Below are 15071 nucleotides of genomic sequence, written 5' to 3'. Positions count from 1 at the left end.
GACGGACGATGCCGGCGGACAGGCTGCGGTTCCACAGTCGAGCGGCAGAACTCGCGGGGCTGGACCCGGAGGTCTCCAAGGAGGCCGAAGCGGCACTGGACCGCTTCGAGTCCCTGCACGGCCGCGTAGTGCCCGCGGCGGTGCGCGAGTGGTTCGCGTTGGCGCAGGGCGCCGATGCGCTGCGGAAGTTCAGCAACGACGACATGGTGTACGACGCCGACCGGCTGGGCCGGGAGGAGGTCTACTACTGGCCCGAGGACAACGGCGACTGGCCCGACGACGTGGACGAACAGGAGGAACGGCAGCTCGACCCGGTCGGATCCCTCGGTCTGCTGCCGTTCCTTGTCGAGAACCAGGGCGTGTGGGTGATGGCCGTCCGCCTCGACGGCTCCGAGGACCCACGACTGGGCGCGCGTGCCCCGATGTCACCGGAGCTGCTGGCGGTCGCCGTCCCCGGCTACCTCGATCGCACGGAGCAGGCCACCGCCGGCCCGCACTGGCTGCGGGAGGCACTGGAGTACGCCACCACCCGGCTCCACGGGGCGGCCTCCGCCTTGCGCCCGATCGGCACGATGGGCAGGACCACTGGCTATCTGGTGGCCGACTACCTGCTCCAGCAGGCCGGTCGCAGCCGCGGCACCGTAGCCGTACCCGAGACGGTGTGGCAGGCCTTGGCGGAGTACCACCATCCGCGCGACACGCAGGGTCTGGCTCGTAGCGCCGAGCGGTGGGGCGAACGCCGGTACGCCGAAGAACTGCACCGTATTGCCGCCGACCGCGGTGACATCCACTCAGGGATGCAACTGGGCAAGCTGCTCCTCGCCGCGGGACGGATCGAAGAACTGCGCGCCCGCGCCGACGGAGGCGACCGTGGCGCCAACTCCGAACTCGTAAATCTTTTGGCCAGGGAAGGCGACCTCGCCGGCCTGCGCGGGCGCAGCCGGATCGGTGACCCGGTGGCCGCGCGGCTGCTGGTCTCCCTCCTCCTCCAGCAGGGCAGGGTGGAGGAGGCGCTGTCCCACTTGGAGGCTTGGGCCCATGCCGGTGACGCGAGCGCCGAGCGCTACATCCGCAAAATCATCGACGAACAGGAGCGGTTCGGCGAACTGCGCACCCGGGCCGACGAGGGCGATGTGAACGCCGCCTGGTCATCGGCCGAGTTGATGGTCAAATACGGCCGGATCGAGGAACTCCGCGCCCGCGCGGACGCCGGCGACCGCCCCGCCGCGCACGAGCTGGCGAACGAGCTCGCACGACGGGGTGAGATCGGCGAACTGCGCGCCCGTGCCGCCACCGGTGAATCTGCGGCCGGCCAGGTGTTGGCTCACCTGCTCGCCTCACAGGACCGGCTCGAAGAGGCGCTGACTGTCCTACGGCGCCTCGCCGAGGCCGGTGACGAGTCCGCTGCCTGCCGACTCGCCGAGCTGCTCGCCGAACACGGCGGGGTCGAGGAGGCCTTGGCCATCCTACGGGGGCTGACCGACAGCGGATATCACGCGGCCTGGTACCGGCTGGCCAACCTGCTCGCCGAAGACGGCGATCTGGAGGGGGCGGTGGCCATCGTGCTGGCCCAGCCCCATGCCGGGGGCGCACTCATCAACGTGGCTCCTGTGTCGACCGCGCTCGCCGCCGGGGGCCGTCTCGACGACCTTCGTGCGCTGGCCGACGCCGGGAGCATGCCCGCCGAGCAATCTCTGGCGCACCTGCTCGAAGAGCGGGGCGATCTGGATGAACTCAGGGCCCGCGCGGACGCCGGGGGCCACGCGGCGGCGGGGCTGTACAACGCGCTGCTCCGTCGCAGCGGGCGCCTGGACGAGCTGAGGGCCCGTGCACAGGCTGGCGACCGGATCGCCGAGTCGCTCCTGGAGCAAGTCGTCGCCGAACCCCGCCGGGCCGAGCCGGACCACGACTCGGACCAGGTGACGACCTTCCTGCCACCGTGGCGTCCAAACATCGGCCCCGACAGGCCACCGCGTCGTTGACCGTCAGCACGAAGGGACCGTCCTCCCGCTGCCCGGAGGGTCGCCGAGGAACTGCGCGAGCGCTACGCGGTGGGGCCGGCGCTCGCCCGGCCGAAGCGCTGAACCTCTCGTCCCCCTCTTCTACCGGCGAGGCCGGTCCGCCGCGGGGCGTACGGTCGCCCTCGGCGCATGAGCCGACCCGTGCCTGCGCCACCGGTGCGCCGGGCCGTGGATCGCGGCGGCCGGTGGCTCGGGCCCCCGGGACGCCGCGGGATCGTTCGCGGAGGGCACCGTCCGGGCGGTGGCGGAGTCCCGCATGCCCGAGTTCGCGTGTTCGGGTACTGAATGCAGAACCGATTCATCCGTCGCTGGCGTCGACTTCGGGCCACGCGTGTCGCCAAGTCTTGACGACACCCGGCGCGGTCGGTTGACTCACGCGGTGTCCTGTCCGGTGGTATAGACCTCGGAGGAAACTCGTGAACAAGGCACGACCCTGGACCAGATGCGCCCTGCTCGCCTGTGCGGGCCTGCTCGCCGGCCTGCTCCCCCTCGGTGCTGCCACGGCATCCCCGGCGGGCCCGGCAGTCGAGCCACCCCCGATCGCCGTCGACCGCTTCGAGGGCGAGATTCCGTTCGCGAGCCCACCCGCCGAGGGGATCTTCACCTGGGGCAGCGACGCCGACGACCAGCCCCGGCTCGCCCTCGAGGAACGCTCCGACGCCCCGGAAGGGGCGAAGGTGCTGCGCGGCTCGTACGACATCAGCGGCTGGGGCGGCTTCAGCCATGACTTCGCCTTCGACCGGCCCGCCCAGGACTGGAGCGCCCGCAAGGGCATCCGGTTCTGGTGGTACGGGCAGAACACGGCGCCGCTGCCGCCCGGTTCGGGCCCCCGCGTGCACTTCGAGCTCAAGGACGGCGGCGCGAACGGCGAGGCGTCCGAGCTCTGGACGACCTCGTTCACCGACGACTGGCAGGGCTGGCACCTCGTCGAGATCCCGTTCTCCCGGTTCGAGTACCGCACCGACTACCAGCCCGTCGGCGGCATCGACCAGGTGCTGGGACTGCACGAGATGTGGGGCTATGCCGTCACCTTCCCGGTGGGCCGGCCGGGCGAGTTCCTGATGGACGCGGTCGAGCTCTACGGCGCGGCCGAACCGGCACTGCGGGCCACGGTCCTCACCGACTCCCCCATTCACCCTGTGAAGGAAGGCGCTTCGGCCGGCATCCGCGTCTCCGTGGCGACCACCGGCTCCGCACCCCTGTCCGAGCCGGTCACGGTCGCGTACGCCACGCGCGGCGGAACCGCCACCCCGGGCATCGACTACCGCCCGGTGACCGGGACCCTCACCTTCCCCGCCGGAACCCCCTCCGGCACCTCCCGTACGATCACCGTCACCACGGACCGGGACGACGAGGGCGAGAGCGCGGAAACGGTGCCGCTCGCACTGACCGTTGCCGGTGCGCGGCCGCCCGCCGAGGACCCGCAGGTCGTCATCGACGCGCACGGTCTGCCCTACCTCGACCCCGAGCTGCCGGTGAAGCGGCGGGTGGCCGATCTGCTGGCCCGGATGACGCCGCAGGAGAAGGCCGGGCAGATGACCCAGGCCGAACGCAACGCGCTCAAGGCCCCCGGGGACATCGCCGGATACGGGCTCGGTTCGCTGCTCTCCGGCGGCGGCTCGGCCCCGAACCCGAACACACCGGAGTCCTGGGCCAAGATGATCGACGGGTACCAGCTGCGCTCCCGGGCGGCCCGCCTGCAGATCCCGCTGATCTACGGCGTGGACGCGGTGCACGGCCACAACAACGTCATCGGGACCACGATCATGCCTCACAACATCGGGCTGGGCGCGACCCGCGACCCGAAGCTGGTGGAGCGGACCGGCGCGGTGACCGCCGCCGAGGTCCGGGCGACCGGCGTCCCGTGGGACTTCGCACCCTGTCTGTGCGTGACGCGCGACGAGCGCTGGGGGCGCTCGTACGAGGCGTTCGGCGAGGACCCGGCACTGGTCACCGCGATGGAGACGGTCATCCGCGGGATGCAGGGCGCCACGGACGGAAGGGACCTCTCCCGTCCGGACAAGGTACTGGCCACCGCCAAGCACTACGCGGGTGACGGCGGCACCGAGTTCGGCTCGTCGAGCACCGGCTCGTACACGATCGACCAGGGCATCACCCGGGTGACCCGGCAGGAGCTGGAGGCAGTACACCTCGCGCCGTTCCGGGAGGCCGTCGAGCGAGGGGTCGGCTCGGTCATGCCCTCGTACTCCTCGGTGGACATCATCGGCGATGACGCGGGCCCGGTGAAGATGCACGCGCACGCCGAGCTGATCAACAGCGTCCTGAAGGACCGGATGGGCTTCGAGGGCTTCGTCATCAGCGACTGGCAGGCCATCGACCAGATCCCGGGGGACTATGCGAGCGACGTGCGGACCTCGGTGAACGCCGGCCTCGACATGATCATGGTGCCGACCGCGTACCGGGAGTTCCACGCGACCCTCGTCTCCGAGGCGGCGGCCGGCCGCATCCCCATGGCCCGGATCGACAACGCCGTATCCCGGATCCTGGAGCAGAAGTTCAAGCTGGGCCTGTTCGAGAAGCCGTACGCCGACACCTCCGGGCTCGCCCGCATCGGCTCGCCGGAGCACAGGGCCGTGGCCCGCGAGGCGGCGGCGAAGTCGCAGGTGCTGCTGAAGAACGACGGCGGGCTGCTCCCGCTGAAGCCCTCGCAGAGGGTGTACGTCGCCGGGTCCAACGCCGACGACCTCGGTAACCAGGCCGGCGGCTGGACGGTGACCTGGCAGGGCGCCTCCGGGGACATCACCGAGGGCACGACGGTCCTGGAGGCGATGCGGAAGGCCGCCGCCACCCCGGGCTCCGTCACCTACTCCAAGGACGCCTCCGCCCCGCCGGCGGGCCACGACGTGGGCGTGGTGGTCGTCGGCGAGACCCCGTACGCGGAGGGCGTGGGCGATGTCGGCAACGGCCACGACCTGGAACTTTCGACGGCCGACCAGGCGGCGATCGACACCGTGTGCGCCGCCATGAGGTGCGTGGTGCTGGTGGTCTCGGGCCGTCCGCAGCTCATCGGCGACCGCCTGGACCGCATGGGAGCCCTCGTGGCCTCCTGGCTGCCCGGCACCGAGGGCGACGGCGTCGCCGATGTCCTGTACGGCAAGCGCCCCTTCACCGGACAGCTCCCGGTCACCTGGCCCCGCTCGCAGCAGCAGCTGCCGGTCAACGTGGGAGACGCGGCCTACGATCCGCAGTTCCCGTACGGCTGGGGCCTGACCACTCCGGGTGCGCCTGCGGACGGCGGCGAGTCGGTCCTGCGGGCGCTCGCCGCCGCGGCCAAGGTGCTGGAGAAGACCGGCGCGGCCCGGTCCGAGGCGGCCCGGGCGCTGGCCACCAAGGCCCGCTCGATCGTCCAGCGGAGGATGGGGACGCACCCCACCGCGGCGGCGGCGAAGCCCTTCGCCGAAGCGGACCACCTGGTGCTCACCGGGGCGCTGACGGACGCGTTCGGGAAGTTCACCGCGGCCTATCGGGCCGCCGCTGCCCGCTGATCGTGCTGATCCGCTGATCCGCTGATCCATGCTGGTACGGCCGGGGTGGCGGATACGTCCGCCACCCCGGCCTCCGGGCTCAGCCGGTCAGTGTCCACTTCTGGTTGGCGTTGCCGTGCACCACCGGATCAGAACGGGGGTGGCGTCGGCCGAGTCCTGGTTGCGCACGTCCACACACGTGTCGGCCGTGATGTTGGCCAGGTCGCGGGTGGTCGCGTTGCAGGCGAACCGCTGCCGCCGGTGCCGTTGCACTCCCACAGCTGGACTTTCGTGCCCGGCTCGGTCGAAGCGCCGTTCACATCCAGGCATGCGCCGGTGGACCCGTCCGGGTTGGCCGGCCGGTCCCCGCCGACCGCGAGGTTGAGGATCAGGAAGAACGGCTTGTCGAACACCCACTGTCGGCCGCCCAGATCCGCCGCTGTGCGCCGCTGAAAGACCTGCCCGTCCACGGACCAGGGGATCGAGTCCGGGGCCCGGTCGACGGCGCAATCGCCAAGACCGTGGCCCGCGGGGCGATCGTGGAGAAGATTCCGTTCGGGGCGGGAGACCACGGACGCCGCCTATGGCTTCTCCAAGGGATGGTGGTAGCCGAACTCTGGGCGCGCGCGAATGTCCGCACGCCCCCAACTCCGCCTCCATGGCAGCCGCACGCCCTTGCCGGGCATTTCAGACCCCCTGCGGTCGCGCAGCGTACATATCATGCACACACAGTCACCGCGGGGGGATGTATGAACAAGGCTGCTTGGCGTTCGCTCGCGCTCGCGACCATGCCGGCCGTCCTTCCGCTCGGCGCGACCGCCGCCGAAGCGGAGCCACCCGGACCGCTGTCCGCGGATGTCGTGGCGGCCATGACGCCACCACAGCAGGGCGAGGTACTGGAACCCCTGCGGGTCGTGGCCGACGCCGCCGCGCGGGCCGGCCGGGGCCCGCACGCGGACGTGTACACGCAGGTCGAGATGGCTTCCGACTATCGCTCGGTCAACGTCCACCTCACCGATCCGAAGCGGGGCCCGGCCTTCCTCGAAGCGGTGCACAAGGCCAACCCGAGGGCCGACACGAAGCTGCTGAACGTGCGCAAGAAGGGGTCGGCACCAGTCCGGTCTGCACTCAGGTCGGCTGGATCGAAGTGGAAGACACCTTTCGACAGGTTCGCCCTCCGGCTCTCCTGACCGGCACCACCCGCCAGGGCTCCCCCCGGCGTTGCCCGAGCACCTGATGAGGCGTAAGGTCGGCCCTGTGACTGCCGGGTCGGCCTTGGGCCATACACGAGTGAGGCCCCCGGCCTCTGCGTGACCACCGGGCGGGCCAGGGGCCCGCCGCCCTCTCCATGTCTTCGATCTCGAACCCATGACATGGAGAGCCACCACAGATGCAGATGCAGACGCCCGTCACAGCCGTCCAGCTCAACCACACCGTCGTCCACGCCACGGACCGGCAGCTGTCGGCCGAGTTCATCGCCGTCGTCCTGGGCCTGAAGCCCGGGGCTCCCTTCGGGCCGTTCCTGCCCGTCGACCTCGGCAACAACGTGACGCTCGACTACTACGAGCAGCGCGACGGCGAGCAGATCCAGCCGCAGCACTACGCGTTCCTCGTGCCCGATAACCAGTTCGACGCGATGATCGCCCGCCTGGACGCGATCGCGGTCGCCTACTACGCCGACCCCAACCACACCGAACCGGGCCGGATCAACCGCCTCTTCGGTGGCCGCGGTGCCTACTTCTCCGACCCCGACGGCCACAACATGGAGATCATGACCCGGCCCTACGCCAGGCCCTGACTCCTCCTCCCGGGTCCCCGCCGACACGGCGGCACTCACCGAGGCCGAACGGGCCCGCTGAAGTGCTGGACCGGCCCCGCCCCCGGATCCACGTCGGGGGGCGGGCGCCCTGCTCGACGCACTCCAGCGCCCGGAACGCACACGATCGGATAATCGCTCACATTCCGACAGCAGTTGAAAGATGGCGGTATGTCGCCATGTCACGGACCTCATATGCGCCCGATTTCTGGCACCTTGTTACCCGACGTGCGGAGGCGAACGGAATGGGGACACCGGGATGATGCGCGACCGTCGGACCGCCGGGTGGGGTCCCCTTGGCGGGGCGAAATGCGTCGCAGCCGTGACCGTGGGCGCGATCGTCCTGCTCACCGGATGTGATGTGCTCAAGCCCTACACGCCACCGCGACCTCCCGTGAAGGGTGCCCTGACCTTCTACGTGGACCCGGAGGGCGACGACGAACAGGACGGGCTGTCCGAGGCGACTGCCTGGCGCACCCTCGCCCGGGCCGACCAGGTGCCGTTCCGGCCGGGAGACCGTCTGCGACTCAAGGGCGGCGAACGCTTCGTCGGAGGGCTGACCATCGGCCCGGGCCATGCGGGCAGCGCGTCCAAGCCCGTGGTGATCGATTCATTCGGCACCGGGCGGGCGACCATCGCGACGCGGGGCACTGCGGGAATCACCGTGTACAACACCGCCGGAGTGGAGATCCGGAATCTGGCCCTCGTCGGCGATGCCAAGGCTCAGCGCAGTGCGGACGGCATCACCTTCTTCAACGACCGCCGGGACGGAAAACCCTTGGACCACGTGCGGATCTCCGGGGTCGACGTGTCCCGGTTCCAGAACGGGATTCACCTGGGAACAGGCCCGAAGTCTGCCGGCTTCCGCGACATCCGGATCAGCGACTCGGCAGTGCACCACAATCAGAACGCCGGGCTGGCTACCTACGGACCCCGCTTCACGCCCGAGAAACCGCGCTACGCACACGAAAAGCTCGTGATCACGCGGGTCAAGGCGTACAGCAATCCGGGAGACCCGACGGCGGACGACCGCAATACCGGTAGCGGAATCATTCTCGGCAGCCTCCGGGGCGGGACCATTCAGCAGTCGGTCTCGTACGACAACGGGGCGAAGTCCTCGGCCCGCGCCCAGGAGGGGCCCGAGGGGATCTGGACCTACGACTCGACCCGCGTCGTCATCCAGCACAACAAGGCATACCGCAATCACACCGGCTCTCGCGTCGACGGCGGCGGTTTCGGACTGGACAACAACGTGTCGTCGTCGGTCCTCCAGTACAACCTGTCCTACGGCAACGACGGCGCGGGCTTCCTCATGTACTCGGGGGAACCGACCAACGCCCACAAGGACAACGTCGTGCGGTTCAACTACAGCTGGGACGATGCCAGAAAGCTGTCCTGGTACGGGGGCATCGTGGCCTTCGGCACTCGCATGCGGGACCTGGACATCTATCACAACACCGTGATCCTGCGGTCGAACGGCATCGACCGGCCCCCGGCCCTGCGCCTCCGAAACGGCATGAGCGGAGTCCGTGTCCGCAACAACATCTTCGTCACCAACGGTGCTCCCGTCGTGGATTCGGACACGAACTACACGCAAGCACTCGTGCATCTGCAGGGCAACGACTACTTCAGCACGGGCGACTGGAAGCTGCAGTGGGGCAATGCCCGGTATACCGACTTGGATGCCTGGCGGTCCCGGGCCGGACAGGAGCAGATGGGCGATGTCCTGACGGGCAGCACCGCCGACCCGTGTCTCATGGGCGCGGTGGCCCCGGTCACCGATCCTGCCGGGGCCACCTCTCTCGTCTCTCAATGCGCCGACAAGCTGGAAGGTGCCGTCAGACTGCGGTCGGTCGGCGTCGACCCCGGCCCGGTCGACTACTTCGGGGCACGGCTGAGGACAGCGCCCTCCGCAGGTGCCGGACAGCCGCGTGCCGAGGACTGAGCGAGACCGCCACCACGCAGAGGTGCGGGCACCGTGGCGGGGGCCGGCCTGCCGAGTGCCCGGACGGTCCAGCCGGCGGAGCGCCACAGCCCCGCATCGAGGTTGTTGCGGGCGTCGACCAGCCGCGGCGCGCAGACCACGCGTGCCAGCTTCACCGGGTCGACCTCCCGGTACTGGCTCCACTCGGTGAGGTGCAGCACGACGTCCGCTCCCCGGCACGCGGAGAGCACGTCCGTCTCGTAGCACAGCTCGGGGTGAGCCAGGTGCGCGTTGTAGATCCCCTCGGGGTCATGGACCCGCACCTCACCCCCCTCGCGGTGGATCGCCGCAGCCACGGCGAGCGCGGGGGAATCGCGTACGTCGTCGCTGTTCGGCTTGAAAGTGGCGCCCAGGACGGTGATCCGGTGTCCGGCGAACGCACCACCGACCAGGTCACGGGCGATCGTGACGGTCCGGGACCGCTGGCGCAGATTGATGTCGTCGACCTGGTTCAGGAAGCTCACCGCCTCCTCGACGCCGAGTTCCCGGGCCCGCGCGGTGAACGCCCGGATGTCCTTGGGCAGGCAGCCGCCGCCGAAGCCGAGGCCGGCGTTGAGGAAACGGCGCCCGATGCGGGTGTCGTGTCCGAGCGCGTCGGCGAGGGTGCTCACATCGGCACCGGCCGCGTCGCAGACCTCCGCCATGGCGTTGATGAACGAGATCTTGGTCGCGAGGAAGGAGTTCGCCGCGACCTTGACCAGCTCGGCGGTGGCGGGGTCGGTGCTGATGTACGGGATGTCGGCGTCGAGCATGGGGGCGTACACCTCGCGCAGGGTCCGGTCCGCGCGCGGTGAGGTGACGCCCACCACGAGCCGGTCCGGCCGCAACGTGTCCTCGACCGCGAACCCCTCGCGCAGGAACTCCGGGTTCCAGGCAACCTCCACGTCAGCCCCCGCAGGGACAAGGCCCCTGAGTCGGGACGCGATGCGGGGGGTGGTGCCCACCGGGACGGTGGACTTGCCCACGATCAGGCAGGGACTGCTCAGGTGGGGAGCCAGCCCGTCGATGACGGCGTCGACGTACCGCAGGTCGGCCGCGTTCGAACCGGCCTGCTGCGGGGTGCCCACACAGACGAAGTGCACCTCGCCGAAGGCGGCCGCCTCGCTGAGGGAGGTGGAGAAGCGCAGGCGCCCGGAGCTGATGGCGCGGGTCAGCACGTCGTCGAGGCCTGGCTCGAAGAAGGGGGGTCTGCCCTCGGTGAGGGCCCTGATCTTTTCGGCGTCGACGTCGACCCCGAGGACCTCGTGTCCGATGTCCGCCATGCACGCGGCGTGCACGGCTCCGAGGTACCCCGTACCGATGACGGTCAAGCGCATGCGAATCTCCTGTCTGACGAGCTGATGTGGTGGGGTGCTATGAACCGGAGGCGGGCTCGGAGGCGTCAGCCGGCGTAGCCCGCGGGATTGAGTTCCTGGAAGCGCCAGGCGTCGCGGCACATCGCGGCGAGATCACGGGTCGCGGCCCAGTTCCAGGCCTCCGCCACCGCGGTGGGGTCGGCGACGAGCTCGGTCACGTCTCCCGGGCGGCGCCCGGTCACTTCGTAGGGGATGGGCCTGCCGGAGGCGCGCTCGAAGGCGGCGACGAGGTCGAGGACGGAGGACCCCACTCCGGTGCCTAGGTTGAAGACGCGCATTCCGTTCTCGTCCCCGAGGTGCTCCAGCGCGCGGCGGTGGCCCTCGGCCACGTCCATGACGTGGATGTAGTCGCGGATGCCGGTCCCGTCGGGGGTGGGGTAGTCATCACCGAAGACGCTGAGCCGCTCGCGGCGGCCGACGGCGACCTGCGCCAGGTACGGCATGATGTTGTTGGGCACGCCGCGGGGGTCTTCACCCAGCAGTCCGGACGGGTGCGCGCCGACCGGGTTGAAGTACCGCAGCGCCAGCACGCTGAGCTCGGGCAGGCGACGGCAGGTGTCGGCCAGCACTTGCTCGCAGAGCCACTTCGTCGAGGCGTACGGGTTGGTCGGGGCCGCCGGATCCCCTTCTGCCAGAGGCACCTTGGTGGCGTCCCCGTAGATCGAGCACGACGAGGAGAACACCAGCCGGTGCACTCCGTGTGCGTGCATGGCCGACAGCAGGGCGGTCGTGCCGCCGACGTTGATGTCGTAGTAGGCGATCGGGATCTCCACGGACTCGCCCACCGCCTTCTTCGCGGCAAAGTGGATCACTGCGTCGATCGGGTGCGAGTCGAATACGGCATCCAGCGCACGCCGGTCCCTCATGTCGGCTCGGTGGACGGCGGCGACCGGGCGTCCCGCGATCTTCGCGACGCGTTCCAGCGCCTCTGGTGAGCTGTTCGAATGATCGTCGACGACGACCACCTCGTAGTCGTTCTCCAGCAGTTCGACACAGGTATGGCTGCCGATGAAGCCGGCACCGCCGGTGACCAGGACCGTCGTGGGCATGGGGGTGGGATCCTTTCTCCGTGATCGTCTGTGGGGGTGGGGAGCCGGTGCGCCGGTGTCACCAGCCGAAGATGCCTGCCGCGTAGATGGGGAAGAGGCCGATGGCCAGGGCGAGCGGCAGCAGTGTGAGGGTTCCGGCGAGCAGGGGCAGCCGGGCCGTCACCACGGCCTTGTACTTGGGCACTCCCGCGGCACGGGCCATCTCTGCGATGTGCAGCCCGGCGATGGTGAGGGTGACCATCGCGTACGAGAACGAGCCGAGGATGCACAGGAAGACATATCCCGCGGCGGGGCCGGTCAGCTCGCCGGCCACGGCCGCGCAGGACAGGGTGGTGGTGATGATCAGGTAGGGCGCCATGAGCCGCAGCGGCAGGGGCTCGAGCCCGTCCGTCGACTTGGGGGTCACCTTGAAGACCACCGGCCGCGGGCGCAGCTTCTGTACCAGGGCCGCGCCCACCCCCCAGGCGACGAAGGGCCAGCGGGCGAGCCCGAAGAGCCAGCTCTCCCAGCTCAGGACCGGCGCTTTCACGGGGCGGAGCAGGCCGCGTCTGCGCACGAGCATGGTCAGGAGCAGCAGCCATGCGGACATCGCCCAGAAGTGGCCGAGGAACGAGAAGTAGTTCACGTTGATCCAGGGCAGACCGGTGACAGCCGCGACCGGGGGCAGAGCCAGCGCCATGATCGTCGTCCCTGCGAGCAGCGGGTAGTACGACAGGGCGAAGGCGAAGCGCAGGCGAAGCCAGCCGCGCATGCGGCCCAGGTGGCGGGGCAGCATCCCGAAGAGCATCACCGCGAGACTGCGGGACCACTGGAACTCCTGGGTGGCCATGGCGGCGAAGGTGACGGGGCCGTCGCCGCTGGCGTGGGCATCGATGGCGAACGACCCTTGCCAGCCAGCCGAGTTCATCAGGAACGTGGTCGAGAAGTCCTCCGCGAGTTCGGGCCCGATTCCGCCGATGTCCCGCACCGCCTCCGTACGCACCGCGTAGTGGGAGCCGATGCACACGGGCGCCAGGCCCGCCGAGTGGCCCAGCTGGACCGCCCCGTGGAAGACCGCCTCACGATGCAGTCGGCCCCGGGCGGACCAGGAGACTTCGGCGTTGGCGTCGCACACGCTCGGAGCTGCGACGTAGCCGATCGCGGGATCGGAGAACGGCCGCACCATCTCGGTCAGGTACGTACGGCTCGGCACGTGATCGCAGTCCAGCTGCGCGACGACGTCGTAGTCCCGGTAGCCCCAGTGGTCGTAGAAGAAGGCGAGGTTGCCCTCCTTGCAGCGCGTGCGCCGCGGCCACGTGAGCCGGTGGTAGTCCGGACGGTCCCGGCGGCAGGAGACCCGGACTCCGTTCGCCTCGCACCATTCCAGGATCTCGCCGGACGGGTCCTCGTCGCACAGCCATACGTCGTAGGGGTGGGGGTAGTCCTGGCGGAGCATCGCCTCCAGGGTGGTGCGGGCGATGTCCCAGTGCTCCGACGGAGCCCGGGTGACCACGAATCCGGTACGCACCGCCGGAACTTCGATCCGGGAGTCGAACCGGCGCAGGCGGACGATCGCGACCCAGAAGGGCACGGGCAGCAGTGCGAGGTAGAGCAGCAGCGCGCTGTTGACGGCCAGGCCCACCCAGCCGATCCGGTGCTCGGGACGCAGCCACCAGACCCAGAACAGGATGAGGCAGGCGACCCAGCCCAGGGTGAGCACCGCCACCTTCAGCCTGTCGGCTGTGCCGAACTGGCGGACGAAGCTCGTCGGGCGGGTCTCCAGAGCGCGGCTCGGATGGGCGAACACGGGCCCGTCGGGAGGGATCTCGGCGACGCGGCCCCGGGAGAGCTCGCGGATCTGGTCCTTGAGTGGGGCCTGCTCTCCGGACGGGCTGGGGATGCGCGCGTCGGTCGCGGCAGCCGCGTGTACGAGCCCTGGCTCGGTCGGGGTCATGTGAACGCACTCCGGGATGATCTTGGTGTGGCGGCGCGAGGGCCTCACGGTCGCCTTGGAGGTGAGGGCCGGCGGGGAGAGGGGTGCGCAGACGCCGCTCCCCGCCGGAAGGAAGGAGCCGGACTCGTTCAGGCCGGTGCGGGAACGGATTCCGGCCTGTCGGACGCAGCGCCGGCGTACCTCCTCGGGGGCGGCATCCCTTCCTCCTGGCCGCCGCGGATCGCGGCGGCCCCGGCCGAGAGATCGGCGGGTCGGGAGGCGAACCAGTCACTCGTCCTGCGCAGCCCCTCCTCGATGTCCACCTCGGGCGACCAGCCGAGCGCGGCCCGCGCCCGGGAGATGACCGGGCGCCTGCGGGTCGGGTCGTCGACGGGGAGCGGGTGGTACTGGATCTCCGACAGCGAGCCGGTGAGCTCCAGCACCATCTCGGCGAGCTCGGTGACCGTTCGCTCGACAGGATTCCCCAGGTTGAAGGGTCCTGCCTCGGAGGAGTCGATCAGGGCCACGAGCCCGCGGACCAGGTCGTCGACGTAGCAGAAGCTGCGGGTCTGCTTTCCGTCTCCGTAAATGGTCAGGGGTTCGCCTGTGAGGGCCTGGGTGATGAAGCTCGAAACCACCCGCCCGTCGTGCGGGCGCATGCGCGGACCGTACGTGTTGAAGATCCGCGCGATACCGACATTCACACCGTGGGTACGGCGGTAGGCGACCGAGATCGCCTCCGCGAATCGTTTCGCCTCGTCGTACACACTGCGGGGTCCGACGGAATTGACGTTGCCCCAGTAGTCCTCGTCCTGCGGGTGGACCAGAGGGTCGCCGTAGACCTCACTCGTCGACGCGAGGATGAACCGGGCACGATGACGCAGCGCGAGACGGAGGGCGTTCTCCGTCCCCCTGCTGCCCACGGCGAGCGTTTCCAGCGGCTGCCGGAGGTAATCGGGCGGGGACGCGGGGCTCGCCAGATGGGCGACGGCGTCGACAGGGCCGGCTACCTCCATCATGACGCTGACATCGGCATGGATGAATTCGAACGCTGGATTGGAGAGCAGGTGGGCAATGTTCCTGGGCTCGCCTGTCGAGAAGTTGTCCAGGCACACCACGGAGTCCCCGCGCCTCAGAAGGGCTTCGCAGAGATGGGACCCAAGAAATCCACCGCCACCGGTGACGGCAACGCGCATACGCTTCTCCAGGAATCGGGACCGGAAAGCCTCGGATCGCGTTCCTGGTACAGCCGACCCACATGCACGGCGGCCGGAAGCGAACGGGCTCGGGGGAAAACTAGGCAAAGAATATGGAGATACGTAAGGCATTTTTGTGCAGCGCAAATCCGCGCTACGCCGCTTGGCCGCCCACCCCGGTGCACCGCTCGCCGTCGACCCAGGGCGCCCAAGGCCTCGCGCTGCGATCGGCCCACGGTCGTGCCTCACTCGT

At 69.9% G+C, this 15071-nt stretch carries 9 protein-coding genes and 1 pseudogene; 5 read left to right on the top strand and 5 right to left on the bottom strand.

Annotated features, from left to right (window positions below; translation table 11 throughout):
* Window positions 1-8 precede the first annotated feature (8 nt).
* Together IE257_RS15265 and IE257_RS15260 are read left to right on the top strand one after the other, a co-directional pair.
* Entirely contained in the window at window positions 9-1982 is a 1974-nt protein-coding gene (locus IE257_RS15265) for a hypothetical protein (RefSeq protein ID WP_189968832.1), read from the top strand.
* A gap of 455 nt (window positions 1983-2437) precedes the next feature.
* Window positions 2438-5527 carry a glycoside hydrolase family 3 protein gene (locus tag IE257_RS15260; RefSeq protein ID WP_189968830.1) on the top strand — a complete coding sequence of 1030 codons (3090 nt, stop codon included), beginning with the start codon at window positions 2438-2440 and terminating at the stop codon, window positions 5525-5527.
* Between the two features lie 79 nt (window positions 5528-5606).
* Here the strand turns inward: IE257_RS15260 and IE257_RS38250 are convergent.
* Window positions 5607-6039 (bottom strand): annotated as a pseudogene (locus IE257_RS38250) (ricin-type beta-trefoil lectin domain protein); the annotation flags it as partial.
* Between the two features lie 216 nt (window positions 6040-6255).
* On the opposite strand from IE257_RS38250, the gene IE257_RS15255 reads away from it, so the two are divergent.
* The 3 genes from IE257_RS15255 (at window position 6256) to IE257_RS15245 (ending at window position 9267) form a co-directional block, all read left to right on the top strand.
* Window positions 6256-6696 carry a hypothetical protein gene (locus tag IE257_RS15255; protein ID WP_189968828.1) on the top strand — a complete coding sequence of 147 codons (441 nt, stop codon included), beginning with the start codon at window positions 6256-6258 and terminating at the stop codon, window positions 6694-6696.
* Between the two features lie 200 nt (window positions 6697-6896).
* Window positions 6897-7304, top strand: a complete 408-nt coding sequence (locus IE257_RS15250; protein WP_189968826.1) for a VOC family protein — start codon at window positions 6897-6899, stop codon at window positions 7302-7304.
* Window positions 7305-7485: 181 nt separating this feature from the next.
* A complete protein-coding gene (locus IE257_RS15245) occupies window positions 7486-9267 on the top strand; it encodes a right-handed parallel beta-helix repeat-containing protein (protein WP_229920373.1) in 1782 nt (593 codons plus the stop codon).
* On the opposite strand, the gene IE257_RS15240 is transcribed toward IE257_RS15245, so the two are convergent.
* From IE257_RS15240 to IE257_RS15225, 4 genes are all read right to left on the bottom strand, one after another.
* On the bottom strand, window positions 9201-10622 hold the full coding sequence (locus IE257_RS15240) for a UDP-glucose dehydrogenase family protein (protein WP_189968824.1): 1422 nt from the start codon (window positions 10620-10622) through the stop codon (window positions 9201-9203). The genes IE257_RS15245 and IE257_RS15240 overlap by 67 nt on opposite strands.
* A 65-nt stretch (window positions 10623-10687) precedes the next feature.
* On the bottom strand, window positions 10688-11710 hold the full coding sequence (gene galE / locus IE257_RS15235; protein WP_189968822.1) for a UDP-glucose 4-epimerase GalE: 1023 nt from the start codon (window positions 11708-11710) through the stop codon (window positions 10688-10690).
* A gap of 58 nt (window positions 11711-11768) precedes the next feature.
* The gene (locus tag IE257_RS15230) at window positions 11769-13643 is read right to left on the bottom strand and encodes a glycosyltransferase (RefSeq protein WP_189968820.1); all 1875 of its coding nucleotides are present in this window, start codon (window positions 13641-13643) and stop codon (window positions 11769-11771) included.
* Window positions 13644-13771: 128 nt separating this feature from the next.
* Window positions 13772-14818, bottom strand: a complete 1047-nt coding sequence (locus IE257_RS15225) for a UDP-glucuronic acid decarboxylase family protein (RefSeq protein ID WP_189968818.1) — start codon at window positions 14816-14818, stop codon at window positions 13772-13774.
* Window positions 14819-15071: the final 253 nt, after the last annotated feature.

This window comes from Streptomyces avidinii (assembly GCF_014650695.1).
Lineage (GTDB): Bacteria > Actinomycetota > Actinomycetes > Streptomycetales > Streptomycetaceae > Streptomyces > Streptomyces avidinii.
This window is presented reverse-complemented; position numbering and strand designations above follow the sequence as displayed.

What these genes read in the sequence shown, in the direction of transcription:
- IE257_RS15225 (WP_189968818.1), bottom strand. Translation starts at nt 14,818, where the DNA reads ATGCGCGTTGCCGTCACCGGTGGCGGTGGATTTCTTGGGTCCCATCTC.
- IE257_RS15230 (WP_189968820.1), bottom strand. Translation starts at nt 13,643, where the DNA reads ATGACCCCGACCGAGCCAGGGCTCGTACACGCGGCTGCCGCGACCGAC.
- IE257_RS15255 (WP_189968828.1), top strand. Translation starts at nt 6,256, where the DNA reads ATGAACAAGGCTGCTTGGCGTTCGCTCGCGCTCGCGACCATGCCGGCC.
- IE257_RS15250 (WP_189968826.1), top strand. Translation starts at nt 6,897, where the DNA reads ATGCAGATGCAGACGCCCGTCACAGCCGTCCAGCTCAACCACACCGTC.
- galE (WP_189968822.1), bottom strand. Translation starts at nt 11,710, where the DNA reads ATGCCCACGACGGTCCTGGTCACCGGCGGTGCCGGCTTCATCGGCAGC.
- IE257_RS15265 (WP_189968832.1), top strand. Translation starts at nt 9, where the DNA reads ATGCCGGCGGACAGGCTGCGGTTCCACAGTCGAGCGGCAGAACTCGCG.
- IE257_RS15240 (WP_189968824.1), bottom strand. Translation starts at nt 10,622, where the DNA reads ATGCGCTTGACCGTCATCGGTACGGGGTACCTCGGAGCCGTGCACGCC.
- IE257_RS15245 (WP_229920373.1), top strand. Translation starts at nt 7,486, where the DNA reads ATGGCGGTATGTCGCCATGTCACGGACCTCATATGCGCCCGATTTCTG.